Annotated in this window: 21 protein-coding genes; 8 read left to right on the top strand and 13 right to left on the bottom strand. The window is 40.3% G+C overall.

Annotation, left to right across the window (positions count from 1 at the left end; translation table 11 throughout):
• Positions 1–61 precede the first annotated feature (61 nt).
• Complete coding sequence (locus AC04QZ_RS12110; RefSeq protein ID WP_086548775.1) at positions 62–844, top strand: 3-keto-disaccharide hydrolase; 783 nt, start codon at positions 62–64, stop codon at positions 842–844.
• A gap of 170 nt (positions 845–1,014) precedes the next feature.
• The gene (locus AC04QZ_RS12105; RefSeq protein ID WP_086548774.1) at positions 1,015–1,611 is read left to right on the top strand and encodes a TMEM175 family protein; all 597 of its coding nucleotides are present in this window, start codon (positions 1,015–1,017) and stop codon (positions 1,609–1,611) included.
• Here AC04QZ_RS12105 and aat read toward each other — a convergent pair.
• Entirely contained in the window at positions 1,608–2,240 is a 633-nt protein-coding gene (gene aat, locus AC04QZ_RS12100; RefSeq protein WP_478357969.1) for a leucyl/phenylalanyl-tRNA--protein transferase, read from the bottom strand. The genes AC04QZ_RS12105 and aat overlap by 4 nt on opposite strands.
• A gap of 73 nt (positions 2,241–2,313) precedes the next feature.
• Between aat and AC04QZ_RS12095 the strand changes: the two genes are divergently transcribed.
• Together AC04QZ_RS12095 and AC04QZ_RS12090 are read left to right on the top strand one after the other, a co-directional pair.
• Entirely contained in the window at positions 2,314–3,756 is a 1,443-nt protein-coding gene (locus AC04QZ_RS12095) for a DUF1800 domain-containing protein (protein WP_478357968.1), read from the top strand.
• A gap of 96 nt (positions 3,757–3,852) precedes the next feature.
• Positions 3,853–5,052: a DUF1501 domain-containing protein gene (locus AC04QZ_RS12090; protein WP_478357967.1), complete on the top strand. Its 1,200-nt coding sequence runs from the start codon at positions 3,853–3,855 to the stop codon at positions 5,050–5,052.
• A gap of 162 nt (positions 5,053–5,214) precedes the next feature.
• Here the strand turns inward: AC04QZ_RS12090 and AC04QZ_RS12085 are convergent, their stop codons facing one another.
• Positions 5,215–5,565: a hypothetical protein gene (locus tag AC04QZ_RS12085; protein ID WP_478357966.1), complete on the bottom strand. Its 351-nt coding sequence runs from the start codon at positions 5,563–5,565 to the stop codon at positions 5,215–5,217.
• A 108-nt stretch (positions 5,566–5,673) separates the two neighbouring features.
• Here AC04QZ_RS12085 and AC04QZ_RS12080 point away from each other — a divergent pair, with 108 nt between their 5' ends.
• Positions 5,674–6,042 (top strand): YccF domain-containing protein, encoded by a 369-nt coding sequence (locus AC04QZ_RS12080; RefSeq protein ID WP_029274540.1) that lies wholly within the window; start codon positions 5,674–5,676, stop codon positions 6,040–6,042.
• Positions 6,043–6,460: 418 nt separating this feature from the next.
• Here AC04QZ_RS12080 and AC04QZ_RS12075 read toward each other — a convergent pair whose 3' ends face one another.
• Positions 6,461–7,435 (bottom strand): App1 family protein, encoded by a 975-nt coding sequence (locus tag AC04QZ_RS12075; RefSeq protein WP_478357965.1) that lies wholly within the window; start codon positions 7,433–7,435, stop codon positions 6,461–6,463.
• Positions 7,436–7,492: 57 nt separating this feature from the next.
• On the opposite strand from AC04QZ_RS12075, the gene AC04QZ_RS12070 reads away from it, so the two are divergent.
• Positions 7,493–8,377 carry a diacylglycerol/lipid kinase family protein gene (locus AC04QZ_RS12070; protein WP_478357964.1) on the top strand — a complete coding sequence of 295 codons (885 nt, stop codon included), beginning with the start codon at positions 7,493–7,495 and terminating at the stop codon, positions 8,375–8,377.
• Here the strand turns inward: AC04QZ_RS12070 and AC04QZ_RS12065 are convergent.
• The 10 genes from AC04QZ_RS12065 to AC04QZ_RS12020 all read right to left on the bottom strand — a co-directional run bounded on the left by AC04QZ_RS12065 (position 8,354) and on the right by AC04QZ_RS12020 (position 16,578).
• Positions 8,354–8,758 carry a hypothetical protein gene (locus tag AC04QZ_RS12065; RefSeq protein WP_478357963.1) on the bottom strand — a complete coding sequence of 135 codons (405 nt, stop codon included), beginning with the start codon at positions 8,756–8,758 and terminating at the stop codon, positions 8,354–8,356. The genes AC04QZ_RS12070 and AC04QZ_RS12065 overlap by 24 nt on opposite strands.
• Positions 8,759–9,415, bottom strand: coding sequence for a TonB family protein (locus AC04QZ_RS12060; RefSeq protein ID WP_478357962.1), 657 nt, complete (start codon positions 9,413–9,415; stop codon positions 8,759–8,761).
• Between the two features lie 240 nt (positions 9,416–9,655).
• Positions 9,656–10,342, bottom strand: coding sequence for a peptidoglycan DD-metalloendopeptidase family protein (locus AC04QZ_RS12055; RefSeq protein ID WP_478357961.1), 687 nt, complete (start codon positions 10,340–10,342; stop codon positions 9,656–9,658).
• Positions 10,343–10,349: 7 nt separating this feature from the next.
• Complete coding sequence (gene trhA, locus AC04QZ_RS12050) at positions 10,350–10,979, bottom strand: PAQR family membrane homeostasis protein TrhA (RefSeq protein WP_478357960.1); 630 nt, start codon at positions 10,977–10,979, stop codon at positions 10,350–10,352.
• A gap of 5 nt (positions 10,980–10,984) precedes the next feature.
• Positions 10,985–11,362 (bottom strand): 30S ribosome-binding factor RbfA, encoded by a 378-nt coding sequence (gene rbfA / locus AC04QZ_RS12045; protein ID WP_029274533.1) that lies wholly within the window; start codon positions 11,360–11,362, stop codon positions 10,985–10,987.
• Positions 11,363–11,452: 90 nt separating this feature from the next.
• Positions 11,453–12,643 (bottom strand): GTPase HflX, encoded by a 1,191-nt coding sequence (gene hflX / locus AC04QZ_RS12040; RefSeq protein WP_086548764.1) that lies wholly within the window; start codon positions 12,641–12,643, stop codon positions 11,453–11,455.
• Between the two features lie 208 nt (positions 12,644–12,851).
• On the bottom strand, positions 12,852–13,634 hold the full coding sequence (trpC, locus tag AC04QZ_RS12035) for an indole-3-glycerol phosphate synthase TrpC (RefSeq protein ID WP_478357959.1): 783 nt from the start codon (positions 13,632–13,634) through the stop codon (positions 12,852–12,854).
• Positions 13,635–13,735: 101 nt separating this feature from the next.
• Positions 13,736–14,332 (bottom strand): anthranilate synthase component II, encoded by a 597-nt coding sequence (locus AC04QZ_RS12030; protein WP_086549485.1) that lies wholly within the window; start codon positions 14,330–14,332, stop codon positions 13,736–13,738.
• A 50-nt stretch (positions 14,333–14,382) separates the two neighbouring features.
• Positions 14,383–15,780: an anthranilate synthase component I family protein gene (locus AC04QZ_RS12025; RefSeq protein WP_230142427.1), complete on the bottom strand. Its 1,398-nt coding sequence runs from the start codon at positions 15,778–15,780 to the stop codon at positions 14,383–14,385.
• A 354-nt stretch (positions 15,781–16,134) separates the two neighbouring features.
• Positions 16,135–16,578: a cytochrome B gene (locus tag AC04QZ_RS12020; protein WP_478357958.1), complete on the bottom strand. Its 444-nt coding sequence runs from the start codon at positions 16,576–16,578 to the stop codon at positions 16,135–16,137.
• A gap of 112 nt (positions 16,579–16,690) precedes the next feature.
• On the opposite strand from AC04QZ_RS12020, the gene AC04QZ_RS12015 reads away from it, so the two are divergent.
• Positions 16,691–19,711: an amidohydrolase family protein gene (locus AC04QZ_RS12015; protein WP_478357957.1), complete on the top strand. Its 3,021-nt coding sequence runs from the start codon at positions 16,691–16,693 to the stop codon at positions 19,709–19,711.
• Positions 19,701–21,017 carry an amidohydrolase family protein gene (locus AC04QZ_RS12010; protein WP_478357956.1) on the top strand — a complete coding sequence of 439 codons (1,317 nt, stop codon included), beginning with the start codon at positions 19,701–19,703 and terminating at the stop codon, positions 21,015–21,017. Before AC04QZ_RS12015 ends, AC04QZ_RS12010 begins: the two co-directional genes overlap by 11 nt.
• Positions 21,018–21,076 lie beyond the last annotated feature (59 nt).

Genomic DNA, 21,076 nt, shown 5'->3' with positions numbered 1-21,076 from the left:
TTAAATACCAAATTTCCATTTCTTAATAAACTGGTTAACTTTAAAAAGTTAAACCACAATCATGAACAAGTATACACTATTATTTATTCCTGCGCTTTTTGCAGGGCAAGCGATGGCACAAGATAAAAAACCAGATCCTGCCAAAGACCCAAAAACAACCGAGGTTTGGGAACCCGTTCCAAAGGTTGTTACACCAGGTAAATTGCCTCAGGATGCGCCATCTGATGCAACCATTCTTTTTGGTGGCAGAAATTTAGATGCATGGCATTCAGTTAAAGATCCATCTAAACCAGCCGAATGGACAATCGACGATGGATTTTTCACCGTTAAAAAAGGGACTGGCAACATCGAAACGAATAAAAAGTTTACCGATTACCAGCTGCACATGGAATGGAAAATCCCTGAAAACATATCGGGCGAAGGTCAGGCCCGTGGCAACAGCGGGGTATTTTTAGCCTCAACCGGCGGCGGTGATAATGGTTATGAAATCCAGATTATGGATGCTTATAACAACAAGACTTATGTGAACGGACAAACAGGTAGTGTTTATAAACAAGCGATTCCATTAGCTAATGCCAACAAAAAACCAGGTGAGTGGCAATATTACGATATCATTTGGAACGCACCACGTTTTAACGAAGATGGAACCGTACAAAAACCAGCTAGTGTTACCGTATTTTTAAACGGCGTGCTTTTACAGAATGGTTTTGTATTAAAGGGCGAAACCAGATATATCGGTGCTCCTGAATACAAAAAACATGGCCCTTCTTCAATTAAATTACAAGATCACGGCGATCCAAGTCCTGCGATTAGTTATAGAAACATTTGGGTTAGAGAATTATAATTTCAACAAAACAATAATATAGTCCTCGTTTGTAAAGAGGATTATTGAAAATTGCGATTTTATCGCTACAAGAAAACAACAATAAGGAACCTGCAGGCCAAAAGCTTGCAGGTTTTGTTTTATAAGATAATTTGACGGATAATTGCATCAGATTATTAGCGTTGAATTTTATGAACAAAGGCAGATTAGAAGCATTTAGTGATGGCGTAATTGCAATTATCATCACCATTATGGTTTTAGAGATTAAAGTACCGGAGCATGGCGATACATTGGCCAGCTTAAAGCCCCTTATTCCGAAATTTATCAGCTATGTTTTAAGTTTCACCTACGTAGGTATTTACTGGAACAACCATCATCACCTCATGCATGCCGTAAAAAAAGTAAGCGGATCAATGTTATGGGCTAATTTAAACTTACTGTTCTGGTTATCACTTTTCCCGGTTACGGCCGGATGGATGGGTGAAAATCACTTTGCCTTTTGGCCGGTGGTGGCTTACGGCATCGTATTATTTTTAGCGGCAATTGCTTACTTAATCTTAGTTATCACGATTAAAAAAACAGAGGGTGCACATTCGCTTGTCGTTGAAGCAATAGGCAACGATAGTAAAGGGAAAATTTCGTTAGTTTTTTATGCATTGGGCATTGGGCTCAGCTTCATAAACCCATGGATTGGCTGTTCGATGTATGTAATTGTTGCGGCCATTTGGTTTATACCTGATACCAGAATTGAACGGGCTATACATCAATCGCTAGAGAATAAAGATTAGTCTTTTCTCAAAATACCCATAAATGTTTCTCTGTCTATCATTTCGGCGCCTAAGCTGATTAAATGATCGTTCGGTAACTGGCAATCAATTAAATCGATATTCATTTTACTTAAAAAAATCAATGCGGCTTTAGAAGCATTACTTACATGGCTAAACATACTTTCGCCACAAAAAACGCGGTTTACTTTTAAACCATAGAGGCCGCCAACCAGTTGATCTGCACGCCAAACCTCTACACTGTGCGCATAACCTTGCTGATGGAGATTGATGTAAGCCGCTTGCATTTCGTTGGTAATCCAGGTGCCATCCTGCCCTTTCCTTTCAGTAGTTGCACAATTGCGGATCACTTCGACAAAAGCCTGGTTAAAAGTAATCTTGAAAACTTCCTGCTTTAAAATTTTACGCATGCTTTTACTGATCCTGATCTGATCAGGATAAATCACACATCGCTCGTGTGGCGAATACCAAAGGATGGGCTCACCTTCACTAAACCATGGAAATATTCCATTCGAATAGGCCATTAACAACCGCTCCATACTTAAATCACCCCCAATAGCCAATAAACCATCCTCTTCTGCCAAGGCCGGGTCAGGAAAGCCCGGGTGATCATCTGGTAACTGAAAAAACATAAACAAAAATAAGAAAGAAAACAAAGATTAAACCCTGGCGTTTTAAATATGTCATACTGTAAAACAGTCCATTATGAGCGCAAAAGATAATTTCTTAAAAGTAAAACATCTTTATAACCGGGCGGGTTTCGGGGTTTCTTATGCAGACTTACAAAAATTAAGCAGGAAAAACATCGATAAGGTGGTGGATAATCTGCTTAAAGATTCTCAAAAAAACGATCCCATCAATTTAGTGAACGATTACGAATCGAAGCGCCAGCTTCTGGTTCAGGCGGGTTTATACTCAAAAAAAGACCTGACCGATGAAGAAAAGAAAATGCGCCAGCAGATTGTGCGCGAGCAAAACGAAGTAAGCCGCGACCTGAATATTGCTTTCATTAACAAAATGATCAATACCGATGCCCCGCTAAGGGAAAAGATGACGCTCTTTTGGCATGGCCATTTTGCCTGCCGCAGCAACAACCCTTTTTTTGCGCAACAGTTAAACAATATTCAAAGAACAAATGCCCTAGGGAGCTTTAAAACTTTACTGGTTGAGGTCTCTAAGTCGCCGGCAATGCTGCAATACCTGAATAACCAGCAGAACAGAAAAGGTAAACCAAATGAGAACTTCGCACGCGAGCTCATGGAACTTTTCACCTTAGGCAGGGGAAATTATACCGAACAAGACATTAAAGAGTCTGCACGCTCATTTACCGGCTGGATGTACGACAAGGACGGCTCATTTATTTTCAGACAAAATCTGCACGATGCCGGAACAAAAACATTCTTTGGTAAAATCGGGAATTTTGAAGGCGAAAACATTATCGATATTATCCTCGAGAAACCAGAAACCGCACAGTTTATCGCCCGGAAAGTATATAAATTCTTCGTAAATGATAATCCAAACGAGGCGCACATTAAAGAACTTGCTACTCATTTTTACAACTCGAAATACGACATCGCCTCGATGATGAAAAAAATGTTTACAGCTGAGTGGTTCTATAGCCCTGAAAATGTAGGCACAAAAATTAAGTCACCAGCCGAATTTTTAGTGGGCTTAAGTCGCGAGTTTTATGTTACCTACAACAAACCGCAGGTTTTAATACAGCTACAAAGCAGTTTGGGACAATATTTATTTAACCCACCTAATGTTGCAGGCTGGCCTGGCGGACAAAGCTGGATTGATAGTTCATCGTTAATGTTAAGGATGCGCATTCCCTCTCTTGTTTTAAATGATGGGGAAATCGATTTCAGCGGTAAAGCTGATCCTGAAGATGAGGCCGTAATTGCCTTAAGCCGGACAGCTACCAGCAATGCAAACGCCAACATGAAACCAAAATCGTATGTAAACGCAAATGCAGACTGGCCTAAATTTTTAAATACCTTACCAAAGGGATTAACGCCATTGGAACTTACCGAATTTTTATTGCAGCCCAAATTAAACGCTAAAATCACAACGATGGTAAGCGATAATAAAGGATTGCGGAGTACGGCAGTAGAAATTACCAGCATGCCCGAGTATCAGTTGTGCTAGAGAACAGTTAATAGTTGATGGTGAAGAGCCCATTAGCTAAGCGCCCAAACCAATGAACTATTGACTAATGAACAAGTGAACCAAAACATTAACAAGATGAACAGAAGAAACTTTTTAAGAAATACAGGATTTGTTGCAGCTGGTTCGCTATTCGTTCCGGCTTTTATGAAACCACTGGAGGCCATGGCACTTGATGAGCTGAGTCTTTATAAAAACCTGGTTGTGGTACAGCTTTCTGGCGGAAATGATGGCTTAAATACGGTTATTCCTTTTGGAAACGATATTTATTATCAAAAAAGAAAAAGTATTGCCATTAAACCTGAAGAGGTGATTAAACTGAACGATATGCAAGGGCTAAATCCGAACATGGCCGCCTTGCAAGAAATTTATGATCAAGGCTGGATGACCATTATCAATGATGTTGGCTATCCCAATCCCGACCGATCGCATTTCCGTTCGATGGATATCTGGCAAACAGGGAGCGATAGCAATCAGTTTTTATCAACCGGATGGATTGGCCGCTATTTAGATAGCAATTGCCAGACCTGCAAATTTCCCTATACCGCAATAGAAGTTGACGACTCACTTTCTCTGGCCATGAAAGGGCAAACCAAAAAAGGAATTGCCTTAAAAGATCCTGCGGCTTTGTTCCGCAATACAAACGATCCGTTTTTTAAAGCCATGTTGCAGAATGACAAGGAACATTTAGATGAAGATAATTTAGGTTATTTATACAAAACCATGATCGAAACTTCATCTTCTGCCAATTATATCCAGAATACATCTAAAATTTACCAGTCTAAATCCACTTACCCTACTTCAGGCTTTGCAAACCAGTTGAAAACGGTTTCTAAATTTATTTCTTCAGGATTAAAAACCAGGGTTTATTATGTGTCGTTAAGTGGTTTCGATACACACGTGAATCAGATTGGTCAGCAAGGCAATCTACTTAAACAATACAGTGAGGGCATGGCTGCTTTTTTGAAAGATTTAAAATCGAACAATAAACTGGAAGATACGCTCGTGATTACTTTCTCTGAATTTGGCCGTAGGGTAGAGCAAAATGCCAGTAACGGTACCGATCATGGAACGGCAAATAACATGTTTGTTTTTGGTGGAAAATTGAAAAAACAAGGGATTTTTAATGCTGCGCCTAATTTGGGCGATCTGGATACCGGCGATTTAAAATACCAGTTGGATTTTAGGCAGGTTTATGGCACCATATTAGATAAATGGCTGGATGTAAACAATGCTGATATCCTGAACAAAAAATTTAATACACTCGATTTTATATAGGTTGAGTGCTAGAAGGAAGAAGCTATCTTACAAAAATACGATCTGTCACGTTGAGCTTGTCGAAACGCCTTACAATATATTTTGGCTAGTCCTTCGACAAGCTCAGGATGACAAATTGGTATTAATAATATAGCCTCTTCTTATTTTTTACAATAACAAATCCTATTTCCTTTTCAATACATACACAGGCCTGCTGCTGTCCTTATCAATCTGATCGGTATAGGTATTAAAAAGTTCATAACCATATCTTTTCAGTTTATTGAGGCAATCCATCTGAGAATTGAAAAGCAAATCATTGCCATCATCGTCTCTTACGTTCAATTCTTTATTTCTTTTGAATTTTTGCCCATAATCTATTCTGGCAATATAGGTATCGCCACCGTTGTAAATCGGTTTTACCTCAATGTATTCTACCTTGATGTCGCTTAATTTAAAGCCGTTTACATTTTGGGCTTTGGCATTAGATAGCCCAAAGCACGCGACAATTGCCGCTGCAAGAATTAATTTTTTCATGTTGTGTTTCTTTTGTGTGTAATTCTAAATTACAAAGAATACAAGTAGAATGCATGGACGAACTGTAACAAAATACCCAATATTAAATCTTAACCTTTAAAAAATACAATGAACTTTTTAGGCAATATTATCTGGATTATTTTTGGCGGTATCTTTATTTTCTTTGAATACATTATCGGGGGACTAATCCTTTGCCTAACCATTGTGGGTATTCCTTTTGGTATCCAATGTTTTAAATTTGCCATTGTAGGCCTAGCTCCGTTTGGGGTTAAAATCACCGATACTTCATCAAATACAGGCTGCCTGTCTACCATCATGAACCTGATCTGGATTTTATGTGGTGGTTTCTGGATTGCATTAACACATTTATTTTTTGGGATCCTGCTTTGCATTACCATTGTGGGTATTCCATTCGGGCGCCAGCATTTTAAATTAATGAATTTAGCTTTTACACCGTTTGGGAAGTCGATTTCTTAATTCAAACCTAAACTTCAAGATAGTTTCTTCCACCTATTCGTCATTGCGAGGAGGAACGACGAAGCAATCTCTATTGTAAATATGACAAAAGATTGCTTCGGCTCGCTCAGTTCCAGCCTCGCAATGACGATAGCTTTTTTTTGAAAAGCAGGCTTCGGTGTCTATCGGGTCCGAAAGCCCCGCCATTCGCTTTATCCCGATGAAACCTGTGAAACAAGCAAGCACACGATAAAAGACAAAACAGACAGTGCTTAAATCGGGATGCCCGCTGCTGTCGGGTTTATTGAACTGTGGCCTGTTCCCATTACCAAAAAACGCTATACCTAGCCCCGATTGAATGGATGCCCACAATACTTCATCGGGGCAGGAAAGAAAGCGGGACTGTTGAAACCGATGAGCACAACAACTGCGCTCCAAATTATTGGATCAAGCCTATAAATTTAGAATGTTCGATCGCTTCTTCACTATAATTAAATAAACATGCCTTCACCCCTTTCTCTTCGACCATTTTAAGCAATTGTCTTGTTTTTGCTTCTTTTTCTGGACGAATATTACGGATGTATACTGCTTCGATATTTTTTGGATACTTCTCCACTATGCTTGAGTAAATTTCGGGATCCTGCTGGGAGTTATCACCAAAGAAAACAAACTTCTGATTAGGGAAAACGTCTAAAATCCGCATTACCCTCAATAATTTACCTTCATGCCCAGTTTTACCTGTTCTAACTAAATCCTTCCACCGTTTTAATGTATTTAAAAGGAAAGCACCTTCAGGCAGTTTATTGAATCTGAAAGTCTCGACCAAATAATCGTAAAGGTTCCATTCGCTGCTGCTTACATAAAAAAAGGGATTGGGCTGATTTACTTCGGTGTGCGACAGGGCCAATTGCTGATAGTGGCTGGCTGCCTCTGGGAAAGTTTTACGTGTATGCGGATTTTTGATAAACAGCTCCCTTAACCGCCGCCCAATAGTTGCCGAATGAGAAATCATTACGGTATCATCCACATCAGAAATAAAGGCATACTGCGTAATGTGTGGTACATATACCCTGCCTTCTCCTTCACTTAAAACCGTCCCGTCTTTACCAATGGCTTGCACGTTAACAAAATGCCAGCCCGCAGGCACATCGTTTTCGGCCTTCCATTCGAATTTAAAAAAGCCATCTCCTTCGGTTTTATTGTAAATCGTCTGGTCGAAAAATTGCAAACGTACCTCCACAAAAGCATAGGGTTTTAAGATGAAAAGCTTTAAAAGATGTGCAATATTAACAAAGAGATTGTTGCTATAAACCTGCTGTGTTTTTGCCTTGCGTTTAAAAACATGACCATAAACAACCAAATTATGTGCGTGGCCATAGCCATGGTATACTTTAATGCTTACAGATTTATTCATCAATATTAAAACAGAGTTTATTAAAAGTTGTTTGTGATGTACACTTAAGATAGCCAAATGAAATTATTATTCATCATCAACCCAGGCTCAGGCAGTCATGACATTAACTTGAAGGAAGTAATTTCTACCCATTTCGATGCAAAAAATACGGAGATCGATCTTTTTGAATTACCAGAAGACTGCTCTTTAGAAAAGATAAAGGCGCGGATTAAAAGTGCAAAAGCAGATCGTGTAGTGGCCGTTGGTGGCGACGGGACCTTAAAACTGGTGGCCGAATGTTTACTGCATAGCGAAACCCCTATCGGCATTATCCCTGCCGGCTCGGCCAATGGGATGGCGAAAGAATTAGGCATACCTACTGATATTGAACTGGCGTTAGCCATTTTGGATAAAGGCCGTTTACAAAAAATCCATGTGGTTAAACTTAACGATGAAATCTGTATCCATTTATCCGATTTAGGTTTTAATGCTTACCTGGTAAAGAAATTTGATAGCCTGCCTCAACGCGGGATGTGGGGTTATGCAAAAGCCACCTGGCATGCCTTGTGGAACCACAGCAGAATGGAAGTGCAATTGAAGCTCAAAGATGAAAGCGTTACTTCTAAAGCAGCCATGGTGGCCATAGCCAATGCAACCATGTATGGTTCTGGCTTAAAAATAAACCCTGATGGAAAGTTAGACGATAATCTGTTTGAAGTGGTTTTGGTAAAAGATTACTCTTACCTCGAAATATTAAAAATATGGATCACCAAACTGCCTTTCAATCCTAAAAAAATAGAGGTTTTTCAAACTGCTGAAGTCAAAATTTCTTCGAAACACAAAGCACACTTCCAGGTTGATGGAGAATACATTGGCAGGGTGAATACGGTTGAAGCAGAAATTCTTCCTGCTGCCATAACCGTGGTTTTACCTGAGGTATCAGACCCGATAGCCACCAGGTAATGAACGGTGAATTCTAATGGTAAAATACAGCCTGAAGAATTCGGCAATAAAACAGATACGGAACAAAATATCAAACCAACGTTCACCGAGGTTTAATATTTCCGGCAGATAAGTAATAAAGCCGATAGAAAATACCCATACCACCAAACGGAATGGAAACTGAATGTAATAGGTGATAAAGCCGAATTTTTTAAACAAGATTAAACCTGTTGCTGATACGAAAAGTGATACAAATAAGGGCAGCAATAAAACAACCTTGGCCTGCGAAAGTATCTGATCGGGGATTTCGTTCAGGTGTGTTAAAATCTGCCAAAACTGTTTAGCCAATAATACGATGCTGAGCATATCCAATAAGGCAAAAAATCTGCTGGTGTTTTTCATTTACTTACAATACTTTGCTAAATAATCATCAGCCATTTTACTCCCCATATATTTAACAAATAAGAAATCCTCGCAGGCTCCTTGTTTATCGCCCTGTTTTATTTTTTTCAGACCCATTTTTATCCGGTCGTCCAGATAATCATCATCAATGCCCAGCTGGTTTTTAATGGCAATAATTTGAGCCTCTTGCCCGGGTTTTGCCTGATCGATATTTTTATAAAAATTAATGACAGAATTGGTCAAACCTTCTTCAGCCAGATAGGTACGGATGGCTTCTTGAATGTCTTCACTCGATTTTCCTTCGCAATTGTAGCCCGAAAGTTTAAAATTAACCGGAGCAACAATCGAAACTGTAGTATCGTAACCAGCCGGAACCTGCCATTTACCGCTGCTTAAACGCACCAATCGCAAGGCTTCTTCATCCAGCTCAGACAAAATTCCTTTACTAATTTTCGAAAAGTAAACCTTACCCTGGCCATCGAGCTTAAAACTCACATTTACTGTTCCCTGGATACAATTATCTTTCGAAAACTGGGGATAAATCGTATTCTCTCTTAAAAAGTTTGTAAAACCACTTTTACCTGATTTAAACTGAACCTGGCCCATGGCCAGCGAGCAGCAGAAAAGCAAACAAAGGGTGAACAGATTTTTCATCATACTAATTTACGGTTTATTCAGGTTTAACCGCAAAGAACACAAAGTTTTTCGCAGAGGAAGAAGGAGTTTTTTTGCCACGGAACTAATGCGGTCGTCATGCTGAATTTATTTCAGCATCTTTCCTGCTGCAAGCCCCTCAGATGAATCGAAAGGGACGACGCAAGGATTAAATATTTTAAGGATATTTCTCAAAGAGATATTATTAATTGAACTCTTATAATAAGTTCGTATCCTTTGCGGTTAAAAAAACGTAGCCTCCAAAATCAAATTCGGGTCGGGGCAGTTTGCCAGGTATTTTTCCCTTTCGCTAAATTTACAAACACCCGGGTAATCCCCTTTTAATCCTTCCATATTTTTGATCAATTGGAAATGAAGGTGTGGCGGCCAGTAACCATTCTCTTCTTTTGGGCCTAACGTTGCAATTTTAGCCCCGGCAGGAATAAATTCACCTTCTTTAAGTCCATTTAACGAAGCCAGGCTTAAATGCCCGTATAACGCATTAAACTTAAATCCATCTATTTCATAAACCAGGATAATGGTTGCGCCGTAATCGCCAAAGTTATCGTTATTGGCAAAGCTTTGAACGGTGGCGTCGTAAAAATTGTAGACTGGTGTTCCAACCGGACCCCAAATATCTATTCCTAAATGCAATCTCCGGGGCTCTTCGGCGGCATCAAAATGAGCACTTCGCGAATATATGGTACGGTGTTCATCATAGCCACCAATTCCGTAACGGGCATTATTATCAGCCAATTTTTCATTTACCCAGGCCGAAAACAAATCGGTATTATCCAAAATTTCATCCGTTAACTCGGTATTGGTTGCTGTAAAATCTAAAGCTAAAAGCTGATCACGTTTTACATCAAAATCAACCACCTTGTGGATCGACGAAGCATTTGACCGGATAAGCTGCTCGAAAGTTTGCATTAGTCACCTATTTAAATATATAAACGAGATTATAAATATAGTGAGATAAGGCTCCTCCGATTACAAACAAGTGCCAAAGCTCATGACTGTGCATCCACCTGAACAGCTGTTTATCCTTTGCGTAGTAATAAGTTCCGGCAATGTAAAAAATACCACCAAACAGCAACCAGAAAATTGCACCAACAGGTAGTGAACCGAGCATTTTTTGTAGCAAAGGCACAATCAAACAGCCCATTAAAATATAAATAGATAAAGAAATAGCGGTGCTCTTTAATCGGTTAAAGATTTTAAGCAGACAACCTACCATAGCGATAATCCATACGATAGCAAACAAACTCCACCTTAGCCAGCCATCAAAAACCAGCAAGGCTGTTGGCGTATACGATCCTGAGATCATTAAATAAATGCAGCAATGATCGAATTTTTGCCAAAAGCGTACACCATAATCAGTAGCCGGATAGCCATGATACATCGCACTTACGCCAAACAGGATAAAAGTGCCAATGCTATAAATCCAGGCAGCCGTATATTCAATAGGAGTATTGCATTTTTGAAGCAATATATAGCCTGCCGGAATTGCAATTAATGCCGGTATAAAATGAGTGAAGAAATTTACGGGTTCCCTTAGCTTCCTCACAAAGATTATTCGCTGTCTTCGTCTTTTTGTCGGGGTTCTTTTGCAATCTTATCGAATAGATGGTCCATACGCTCTACATATTCGTTGGTGTCATCTACGAAGAAAGTAAGTTCTGGCACAACCCTAACCTGGTGGCGGATTCTGCTGCCCAGTTTATATCTGATCTCGCCCGAATGCGCATTAACCGTATTGATAGAAAGTGTGGTGTTATTGGTATTAAAAAAGCTCAGGTAAACTTTAGCCACTGCCAAATCCGGCGAAACCCGAACACGGGTAATGGTTACCAATGTATTAGGCAAAAATGCAGCACCTTCACGCTGAAAAACCTGTGCTAACTCCTCTTGTAATACTCCTGCAAATTTCTGCTGACGTTTACTTTCCATAATGTATTTATCTATTGCCTTTATGATGAAACCTTCTAGGGCTTAAAAACCTTTAAGGTTTATTTGCGCATCGCAAAGACGGAATTTAATCTAATATAACAAATTACTATCATACGGATATCTTGCTACATGTGCAGCTTTAACCTTATCGTACAATAATGTTTTAAACTCTTCTAGGTTTTCTTTTTCTGTAGCCGATATAAACAATACAGGTACTTTATCATGGCTCATCCAGCTTTTCTTAAAGTCTTCTAAAGTCAGCTTGCCATCATCCTCTTCATCATCAACTTCTGGCGAAACATAAGCGTCAATTTTATTAAAAACTAAAATCATGTCCTTATCAATTGCGCCAATATCTTTCAACGTCTCGTTAACCGTATTAATCTGATCTTCGAAGTTAGGATGCGAAACATCAACCACATGGATCAGTAAATCGGCTTCACGCACTTCATCTAAGGTAGATTTAAAACATTCTACCAAATGGTGAGGCAATTTGCGGATAAACCCTACCGTATCAGAAAGCAAAAAAGGCAAATTTTCAATCACCACCTTACGCACCGTCGTATCCAGAGTTGCAAACAATTTATTTTCTGCAAACACTTCCGATTTCGATAGCATATTCATGATGGTCGATTTACCCACGTTGGTGTAGCCTACCAAAGCTACGCGAATCAACTGGCCACGGTTTTTACGCTGCGTTTCGTTCTGCCGGTCTATATTTCTTAAACGCTCTTTTAGCAAAGAGATTTTATTTAAAATAATACGCCTGTCACTTTCTATCTGCGTTTCACCCGGACCACGCATCCCGATACCACCTTTCTGGCGTTCCAAGTGCGTCCACATACCCGTTAAGCGGGGTAAAACATATTGCAATTGTGCCAGTTCTACCTGTGTTTTTGCCTGTGCAGTTTGGGCCCTGTTGGCAAAAATATCGAGGATCAGATTGCTTCGATCTAAAACTTTAACGCCAAGCTCACGATCGATGTTACGCAGTTGCGATGGCGACAATTCATCATCGAAAACCACCACATCAATTTCTTCCGATTTCACATAAGCTTTTATCTCTTCCAGTTTTCCGGTACCCACAAATGTAGCACGCTCTGGTTTCAGCATTTTCTGTGTAAAAACCTTCTCTACCTTCCCCCCAGCTGTATCTACCAAAAAGGCCAGCTCATCTAAATATTCTTTTGTTTGGGCTTCTTTTTCGCCGGGTGTAACCACTCCAACTAAAATTGCCCGCTCCTGCACAATGGCAGTATCATAAAATTTTTGTTTTCCCATGTAATTAAGGCAAATATACGAATTTGCCAACGTGTAAATCCATTAACAAACCATGTGGATGCAATAAAAGTTTTTATCGAATTTTCTAGAATAGGATGATCGTCATTGCGAGGCACGAAGCAATCTCACAGCAATCGCTAACTAATTCAGCGCATTGAGATTGCTTCGTCGTTCCTCCTCGCAATGACGACTAATCGAAGATACGAGCCTATATCTGCGCTACAAATTCCTTTATTGCAACACCGGGATCATCAGTCTTCATAAAATTCTCGCCAATTAAAAACCCGTTAAAACCTGCTGCCTTTAGATCTTTAATCGTTTGTGTATTGCTAATCGCACTTTCCGAAATCTTTAAAAATTCATTTGGGATTTTATTCACCAGGTCAAAGGAGGTCTGAATATCTACCGTAAAATCGCCCAGGTTTCTGTTGTTCACACCAATAGCATCCAAATTTGGGCAGATGCTTCGCTCCAGCTCTTCCAGGTTATGCACTTCTAACAGCACATTTAATCCTAAATCTTTTGCAAACTTCCCGAAATCATTAATCTGTTGAGGGGTTAATATGGAAGCAATCAACAGAATGATATCAGCACCCCAGGCTTTCGCTTCCAGGATTTGATACGTGTCAATCATAAAATCCTTTCTTAAGATTGGAATATGGTTGGCAGCCCTGGCCGCCAGAATATCGTCGGTTTTACCCCCAAAAAAATCCACATCGGTTAAAACCGAAAGCGCAGATGCACCCGCTGCGTTATAAGCCTGTGTTACCTCGGCAACATCAGCAACACCATTAATTAAACCTTTGGATGGTGAGCGGCGCTTAAACTCGGCAATAATCCCGGTGCGGTCTGCTGCCAATAAAAATTCTTTAAAAGAATATGGCGTTCTTTTAAAATGCACTGAATTTTCTAAATCCTGAACAGAAACCAAAGCTTTAGCAGCTGCAACTTCTTCCTTTTTACGTAATACGATTTTATCTAATATGTTCATTTTACTAATCCGTCATGCTGAACTTGTTTCAGCATCTAATCATTAACTAATCCCAGTAAGATCCTGAATCAAGTTCAGGATGACGACCGGATGAATTTATTTTATACAGTTGTACTACTACTTAACCAGTTTTCCATCATCTGCTTTCCGTACTCCGTTAATACACTTTCAGGGTGAAACTGTACACCACGAACATCTAAAGTTTCGTGTCTTAATGCCATAATTTCACTTTTATGATCTCTTGCTGTAATTTTTAAACACGATGGGAAGTTATCCTTACTCACCACCCAACTGTGATAGCGGCCAACATTTATGGTTTGCGGACATTCCCAGAACAAAGGTTCATCACCATCTACAACAGTTACTGGTGTCGCAATGCCGTGCATGGGCCTGCCTAAGTTTAATAAAGTACCGCCAAAAACTTCAGCAATGGCCTGCTGGCCTAAGCATACCCCAAAAATGCTCTTCGTTGGTGCATATGTTCTGATTACATCCAATAACAATCCGGCCTCTTCCGGAATACCCGGACCTGGAGAAAGTAAAATTTTATCATACTTTTCTACATCAGCCAGGTCGAATTTATCGTTTCTCCAAACTTCCGCTTCGTAGCCTACCTCGTTAATTAAATGCACCAAATTATAGGTAAAACTATCGTAGTTATCAATTACCAGGACAGTTTTCTTATTTATATCTTCCATTATATCTTTATTTACATTTTCCATCTCACATCATCCATTTTATACCTCACCTAAATCCCCTCTGCCATTTGCACCGCTTTACGCAACGCTGCAATTTTATTGTTCACCTCTTGCATTTCGGTTTCAGGAACAGAATCGGCCACAATACCCGCACCTGCACGATAATGCAGTTCGTTATTCTTGCTCATAAAAGTCCTGATCATAATGGCATGGTTAAAATCTTCGTTGAAACCCATAAAACCAATTGCACCGGCATAAAAATTCCTGCCCAGTTTTTCGTTTTCATCAATCAGCTGCATGGCCTTGTATTTTGGCGCACCACTTAGGGTACCTGCCGGATAAGTATCGGCAACAACTTTAAAAGCACTTACGTTTTCCTGCAAATGACCGCTCACTTTACTTACCAGGTGGATTAGGTGCGAATAGTATTGTACCTCTTTAAAAGACTTTACCTCTACGCGGTTACAGTGTCTGCTTAAATCGTTTCTGGCCAAATCAACCAGCATAACGTGTTCAGCACTTTCTTTAGGATCTTGTTCTAATTTACGGGCCTGTTCTGCATCTTCAATGTCGTTTCCGCTGCGTTTAAAGGTTCCAGCAATTGGGAAAATATTGGCTGAATTATTTTTGATGGTAATTTGCGCTTCGGGTGAAGAACCGAACAGTTTAAAATTGCCATAATCAAAATAAAAGAGATAAGGTGATGGGTTTATCGAACGCAGGCAACGGTAAACATTAAATTCATCACCAGAAAAGGCTTGCTTAAATGCTCTGGAAGGTACAATCTGAAAAACATCACCCCGGTAAATATGCTTTTGCAGTTTCTCTACCAAATCCATAAAACCCTGATCGGTTAGGTTCGAACTTTCCTCCCCACGCAGTTGAAACTTATATTCAGGGTAATTTTTATTCTGGATCAGGTATTCCATTTTTTCCAGGCCTCCCTCTTCTTCTCCTTCGAAAGTATTTTTGAAAAGCGTAATTTCATTCTTGAAGTGATCGATGGCAATAATATAACGATACAGGTGGTACTGCATTTCCGGAATTTCTTCACCTTCGGGCGTTTCGGAAGTAAATTTGATATCTTCAAAATGCTGTACAGCATTCCAGGTAAAATAGCCAAACAGACCACTCGAAATAAATTTGATCTCCGGCAATTCCGTTTCGCTGAATTTATCTTTAAAATCGGCAATTTCTTCAATCAGGTTTTTACTTTCAGTAATCTCTACAGCGCCATCGGGGAAATAAGTCTCCAGTCGCGATCCTTTTAAAATAATTCCGGCAACAGGATCGGCACAAACAAAACTCATTGAGTTTTCTCTACTGTGGTAATCAGAACTTTCTAACAGGATGCTGTTAGGATACACATCACGTAAGCGTAAATAAATGCTCACTGGCGTTGTGGTATCGGCAAGCATTTTTTTGTAAGTCGTATTAATTTTATACATGATAAAGGTAAATGGTGTAAGCTACAAGGCTTAAGGTTTTCATTTCGTATTTTTTAACAATAAAAAGCCCGGCGTGTGGTTCTACGCCGGGCTTTAATGGTTCTTTAATAAGGTTTAGGTTGATAAACTATATTTTGTTCATACGCAGCCAGCGCAATTCATTCGAATTACTTTGCCAAAGCCATGTATGTATATTGTTGATCATGAGCAACAAAAATATAAAGAATTTTGAAAAATGGAAATAATAATGAAAATAAATTCAGTCGGAATTCGCTAATCGGCAGTTCAAAGTCGATTATCGCATAAAATTATCCTCATTTACTACACTTTTGCGCCATACCCCTGGCGCTCTGCCTATGATACCCCAAAAAACGATCTTCCCGGCACAGCTTTAACCATCAACAGAATGGCAACAATGATCAGGATCAACGCCAATCCAAAGAAAACGGCAATGGTGCGGTGCTTTGCAACAGCATCAGCCACTTTTTTCGATTTAGCATTACCAACCGTAATTAAAATAATTGCAATAATCATCATAGCGGTATGTTCAGCCTTAAAGTAGCGACCAATAGCATCGCTCATTGGCAATTTGGTTAAGGGGCTCAAGAAATACAATACCAGACCAATCAACAACTGAATGTGTGCACTGATCAGTGTAAATACATTCAGCTTGCGGTTACCTTCCGTGTAAGTTTTATTACCAAACCAGCCCGACAAAGCATTGATTACAGCAATAACCAGTAGAATTAATACGATGTAGCGCCATCCGGAGTGCGCAGATTTTAAGATGTTGTACATTTTTATCAAATATGTTTAGTCAAAAATAGACATTAATTGTAAAAAATAGGATATTCAGCAGAATGAACGCTTATTTATATTAGTTTTAAACAAATTAAACACTAAACTTATTATGAAGAAAATTTTACTCGCCATTGGGCTGGTATTTTCTACTACATTTCTGTTTGCACAGCAAACCTCCTTTCCTGTTAACGGTTCTTTTGATACCAGACCCGGAATGTTTGCTTTTACCAATGCAACCATAGTAGTTAATGCCAACCAAACCCTTACAAATGCCACACTCTTAATCAAAGGACAAACCATTCAAGGTGTTGGTGCTGGTTTAGCCGTACCTAAAGGCTATGTTGTAATCGATCTTAAAGGAAAATTTGTTTACCCATCTTTAATTGATGCCTTTAGCAGTTATGGCCTTAGCGAAGTGCCTGCACAACAGCGTGGTTTCGGAGGTCAGCGACAATCTATTTTCGTATCGACCAAAAAAGGCGCTTATGGATGGAACGAATCTATCCGGCCAGAAACTTATGTAAAAAACATTTTTTCTACCGACAGTAAAAAAGCAGATGAACTACGTAAGGTAGGCTTCGGTAGTGTAAACGTAATTAACCGCGATGGTATAGCGCGTGGTGTTTCGGCAGCTGTAACTTTAAATGAAGGCGCAGATAACAGCGTATTTTTAAAGGACCAGACCGCAGCAAATTATTCGTTCAATAAAGGAACATCGTCAAACGATTACCCGACTTCGTTAATGGGTTCGATTGCTTTATTACGCCAAACCTATTATGATGCACAATGGTATGGCAAACAAAAAGACGAGTATAATATCTCGTTAGATGAATTTGGCAAGCAACAAACCATTCCACAAATTTTCGAAGTAGATGGATGGCAGAATATCCTCCGTGCGGATAAAATCGGTAAAGAATTTGGCAAGAAATACATCATTAAATCGACCGGCGATGAATACCAGCGGATAAATGAGGTTAAAGCCACAGGTGCAAGTTTAATTATTCCTTTAACTTTCCCTAAGGCATATGATGTGGAAGATCCTGCAGAAGCCAGAAACGTAAGTTTATCGCAAATGAAGGGCTGGGAACTGGCACCAACCAATCCGGCAAGTTTAGAAAAGGCAGGAATCAAATTTGCCCTAACGGCATTTGGCTTAGAAAACAGCCGCGATTTTTGGGCAAATATCCGCACAGCGATAGAAAATGGCCTGACCGAAAAACAAGCTTTACAATCGGTTACCGAAATCCCTGCCTCACTTTTGGGCATTGGCGATAAGGTAGGCTCATTGGAAAAAGGAAAAGTAGCCAACTTTTTAATCTCTTCTGATAACCTGTTCAAAAACGGAAACATTATTTTCGAAAACTGGGTACAGGGCAAACGTTTCATTGTAAACAAAATGGATGTGGGTGATATACGTGGCACCTACAACCTAAATATTGATGGTGTTGGCGCCTTGACCCTAAAAATTACGGGTACAGGTGGCGGTTCGACCGCTGCAATTGAAAGAACTGGTGTAGATAGTGTAAAAACTACGGCGACTTTTACCAGAAACGGCGATTGGGTAAGTATTAATTTCAATTTAAAGAAGAACCCAAAAGGTGATGTTCGTTTAAGTGGTTACATCACTTCGGCAAACCCGGTTACGATTAAAGGCGAATCGGCGCTGGCCGATGGTACTAGCGGAAAGTTTACCGCAACCTATAAAGAAGCAGCGAAAGAAACACCTAAAAAAGAAGAACCAAAAACTACTTTGGCTTTAGGCCCCGTGATTTATCCTTTCTCAGCCTTCGGAAGCACGGAACTTCCAAAGCAAGAAACGGTTTTAATCAAAAACGGCACCGTTTGGACGAATGAAAAAGATGGAATACTCCAAAATGCGGATGTACTTTTAGAAAATGGAAAAATTAAAGCGGTTGGTAAAAACCTGTCGGCAAGCGGCGCAAAAGTGATCGATGCTACCGGCAAACATGTAACCGCTGGTATTATTGATGAGCACTCGCACATTGCAGGTGCTGGTGGTATTAATGAGGGTGCACAATCGGTTTCTGCTGAAGTACGCGTTGCTGATATCCTCAACTCCGAAGATGTAAACATTTACCGCCAGCTTGCTGGTGGTGTAACCACTTCACAAATTTTGCACGGCTCGGCCAATCCGATTGGTGGTCAATCGCAATTGATTAAACTGCGCTGGGGGAAATCGCCGGAGGAATTGAAATTTGCAGGCGCTGACGGCTTCATTAAATTTGCCCTGGGTGAAAACGTGAAACAAAGTAATTTCGGTACAGGTGCCCGTTTCCCGGTTACCCGTATGGGTGTTGAGCAAACTTTTGTAGATGAATTTACCCGCGCAAAAGAATACCAAAAAGCTTTATCGGTAAAAGGGAACAGTGTACGTAAAGATTTAGAATTGGATGCCATTGTGGAGATTCTGAACAACAAACGTTTCATTACCTGCCACTCTTATGTACAGAGCGAAATTAACATGTTAATCCATGTAGCCGATAGCTTAGGCTTCAAGATTAATACCTTTACGCACATTTTAGAAGGGTACAAAGTAGCCGATAAAATGAAAGCACACGGCATTGCGGGCTCAACCTTCTCTGATTGGTGGGCATATAAAAACGAAGTGGCCGAGGCGATTCCTTACAATGGAAAAATCATGCATAACGTTGGCGTAACTACCGCTTTCAACTCTGATGATGCAGAAATGGCCCGTCACTTAAACCAGGAAGCAGGTAAATCGGTATTATATGGTAATGTTCCTGAAGAAGATGCCTTTAAGTTTGTAACCTTAAATCCGGCAAAAATGCTGCACATCGACGATAAAGTGGGCAGTTTAAAAGCAGGAAAAGATGCCGATGTAGTGATCTGGACCGCTAATCCACTTTCTATTTATGCCAGGGCAGAGAAAACTTTTGTAGATGGTATTGCTTACTGGGATATCGAAAAAGATGCACAGGTAATTAAAACACAGCAGGCAGAAAAAGCACGTCTGATCCAAAAGATGTTAGAGAGTAAAAGCAAAGGTAGCCGTACACAACGCCCAATGGGTGATGCCCCACGCCTGTACAATTGCGAAACTTTAGAAAACTATTCAGCAGAATTAACCGAGAAAGAACATGCACACTAAACAATATTTATTCAGTCTGGCTTTATCGGCAACAAGCCTGATGTGTTTTGCGCAGGCAAACATTTCGCCAGCTAAAAAGCAAAGTAAAACCATCGCCATTACGGGTGCAACCGTACACGTAGGCAACGGAACTGTGATCGAAAACGGCACCATCCTTTTTGGGAACGGGAAAATTATTTCGGTTACCGCCAACGGACAGGTACCACAAGATGATGTTATGCGCATTGTAGCTACAGGTAAACACATTTACCCAGGCTTTATTGCTGCAACCACCAATCTGGGTTTAACAGAAATTGAAGCCGTTAAAGCAACTTTGGATTTTCAGGAAATCGGCGATTTTAATTCGCACATCCGTTCTATAGTCGCTTACAATACCGATTCGAAAGTTCCGGCAACATTACGCAGCAATGGCGTATTAATGGCACAACCAACCCCTCAGGGTGGCACAGTGTCGGGCAGCTCATCAGTGGTGCAGCTTGATGCCTGGAACTGGGAAGATGCAGCGCTTAAAACCGACGATGCCATGCACATGACCTGGCCGGTTACCCCACGTTTTAGGGGTGGCTTTGGTGGTTTCGGCCGTCCACAGCAATCGCCGGAAAGCTTAGCCGAAAGAACACAGGCAGCCATTGCACAGCTAACCTCCTTCTTTACCGAAGCCAATGCCTATTCGGAAATGGGTAAACCAGAAGTAATTAATACCCGTTTCGAAGCAATGAAAAAAGTATTCGCGGGTAACGAAAAATTGTTCATCGCGGCGGAGAGCCAGAAGGATATCGTTGCGGCAGTTAATTTTGCCAGGAAGTTTGGCATCACACCAGTAATCACCGGTGCAGATGAAGCTTATCTGATTATCGATTTCTTAAAAGAAAACAATATTACGCTGGTGGTGAAACAGCCTCATGCTTTACCCAATAACAATGACGATGATGTTAATATGCCTTACAAAAACGCGGCAGTATTAGCCAACGCTGGTTTAAATGTGGTATTGAGTATTGATGGTTACTGGCAACAGCGCAACCTGCCTTTTATGGCGGGTACGGTTACCGCCTGGGGCTTAGATAAAGAAAAAGCCTTATCAACCATTACCTTAAATGCGGCCAAAGCCATGGGTGTAGATAAAACCACAGGTAGTATTGAGACGGGCAAAGACGCCACTTTCTTTATTTCTGCTGGTGATGCTTTAGATATGCGCACCAACAAGGTGGAGCAGGCTTTTATTCAGGGGAGAGATATCAACCTGGATAATTTACATAAACAACTGGATAAAAAATTCAGCGATAAATATATCGCGGAGAAGAAATAAGTTAACACCAGTTTAACGCAAACGGCCAATATTAATTTATTGGCCGTTTTTTATTTTAA

The sequence above is a fragment of the Pedobacter folensis genome, assembly GCF_056490665.1.
This window is presented reverse-complemented; position numbering and strand designations above follow the sequence as displayed.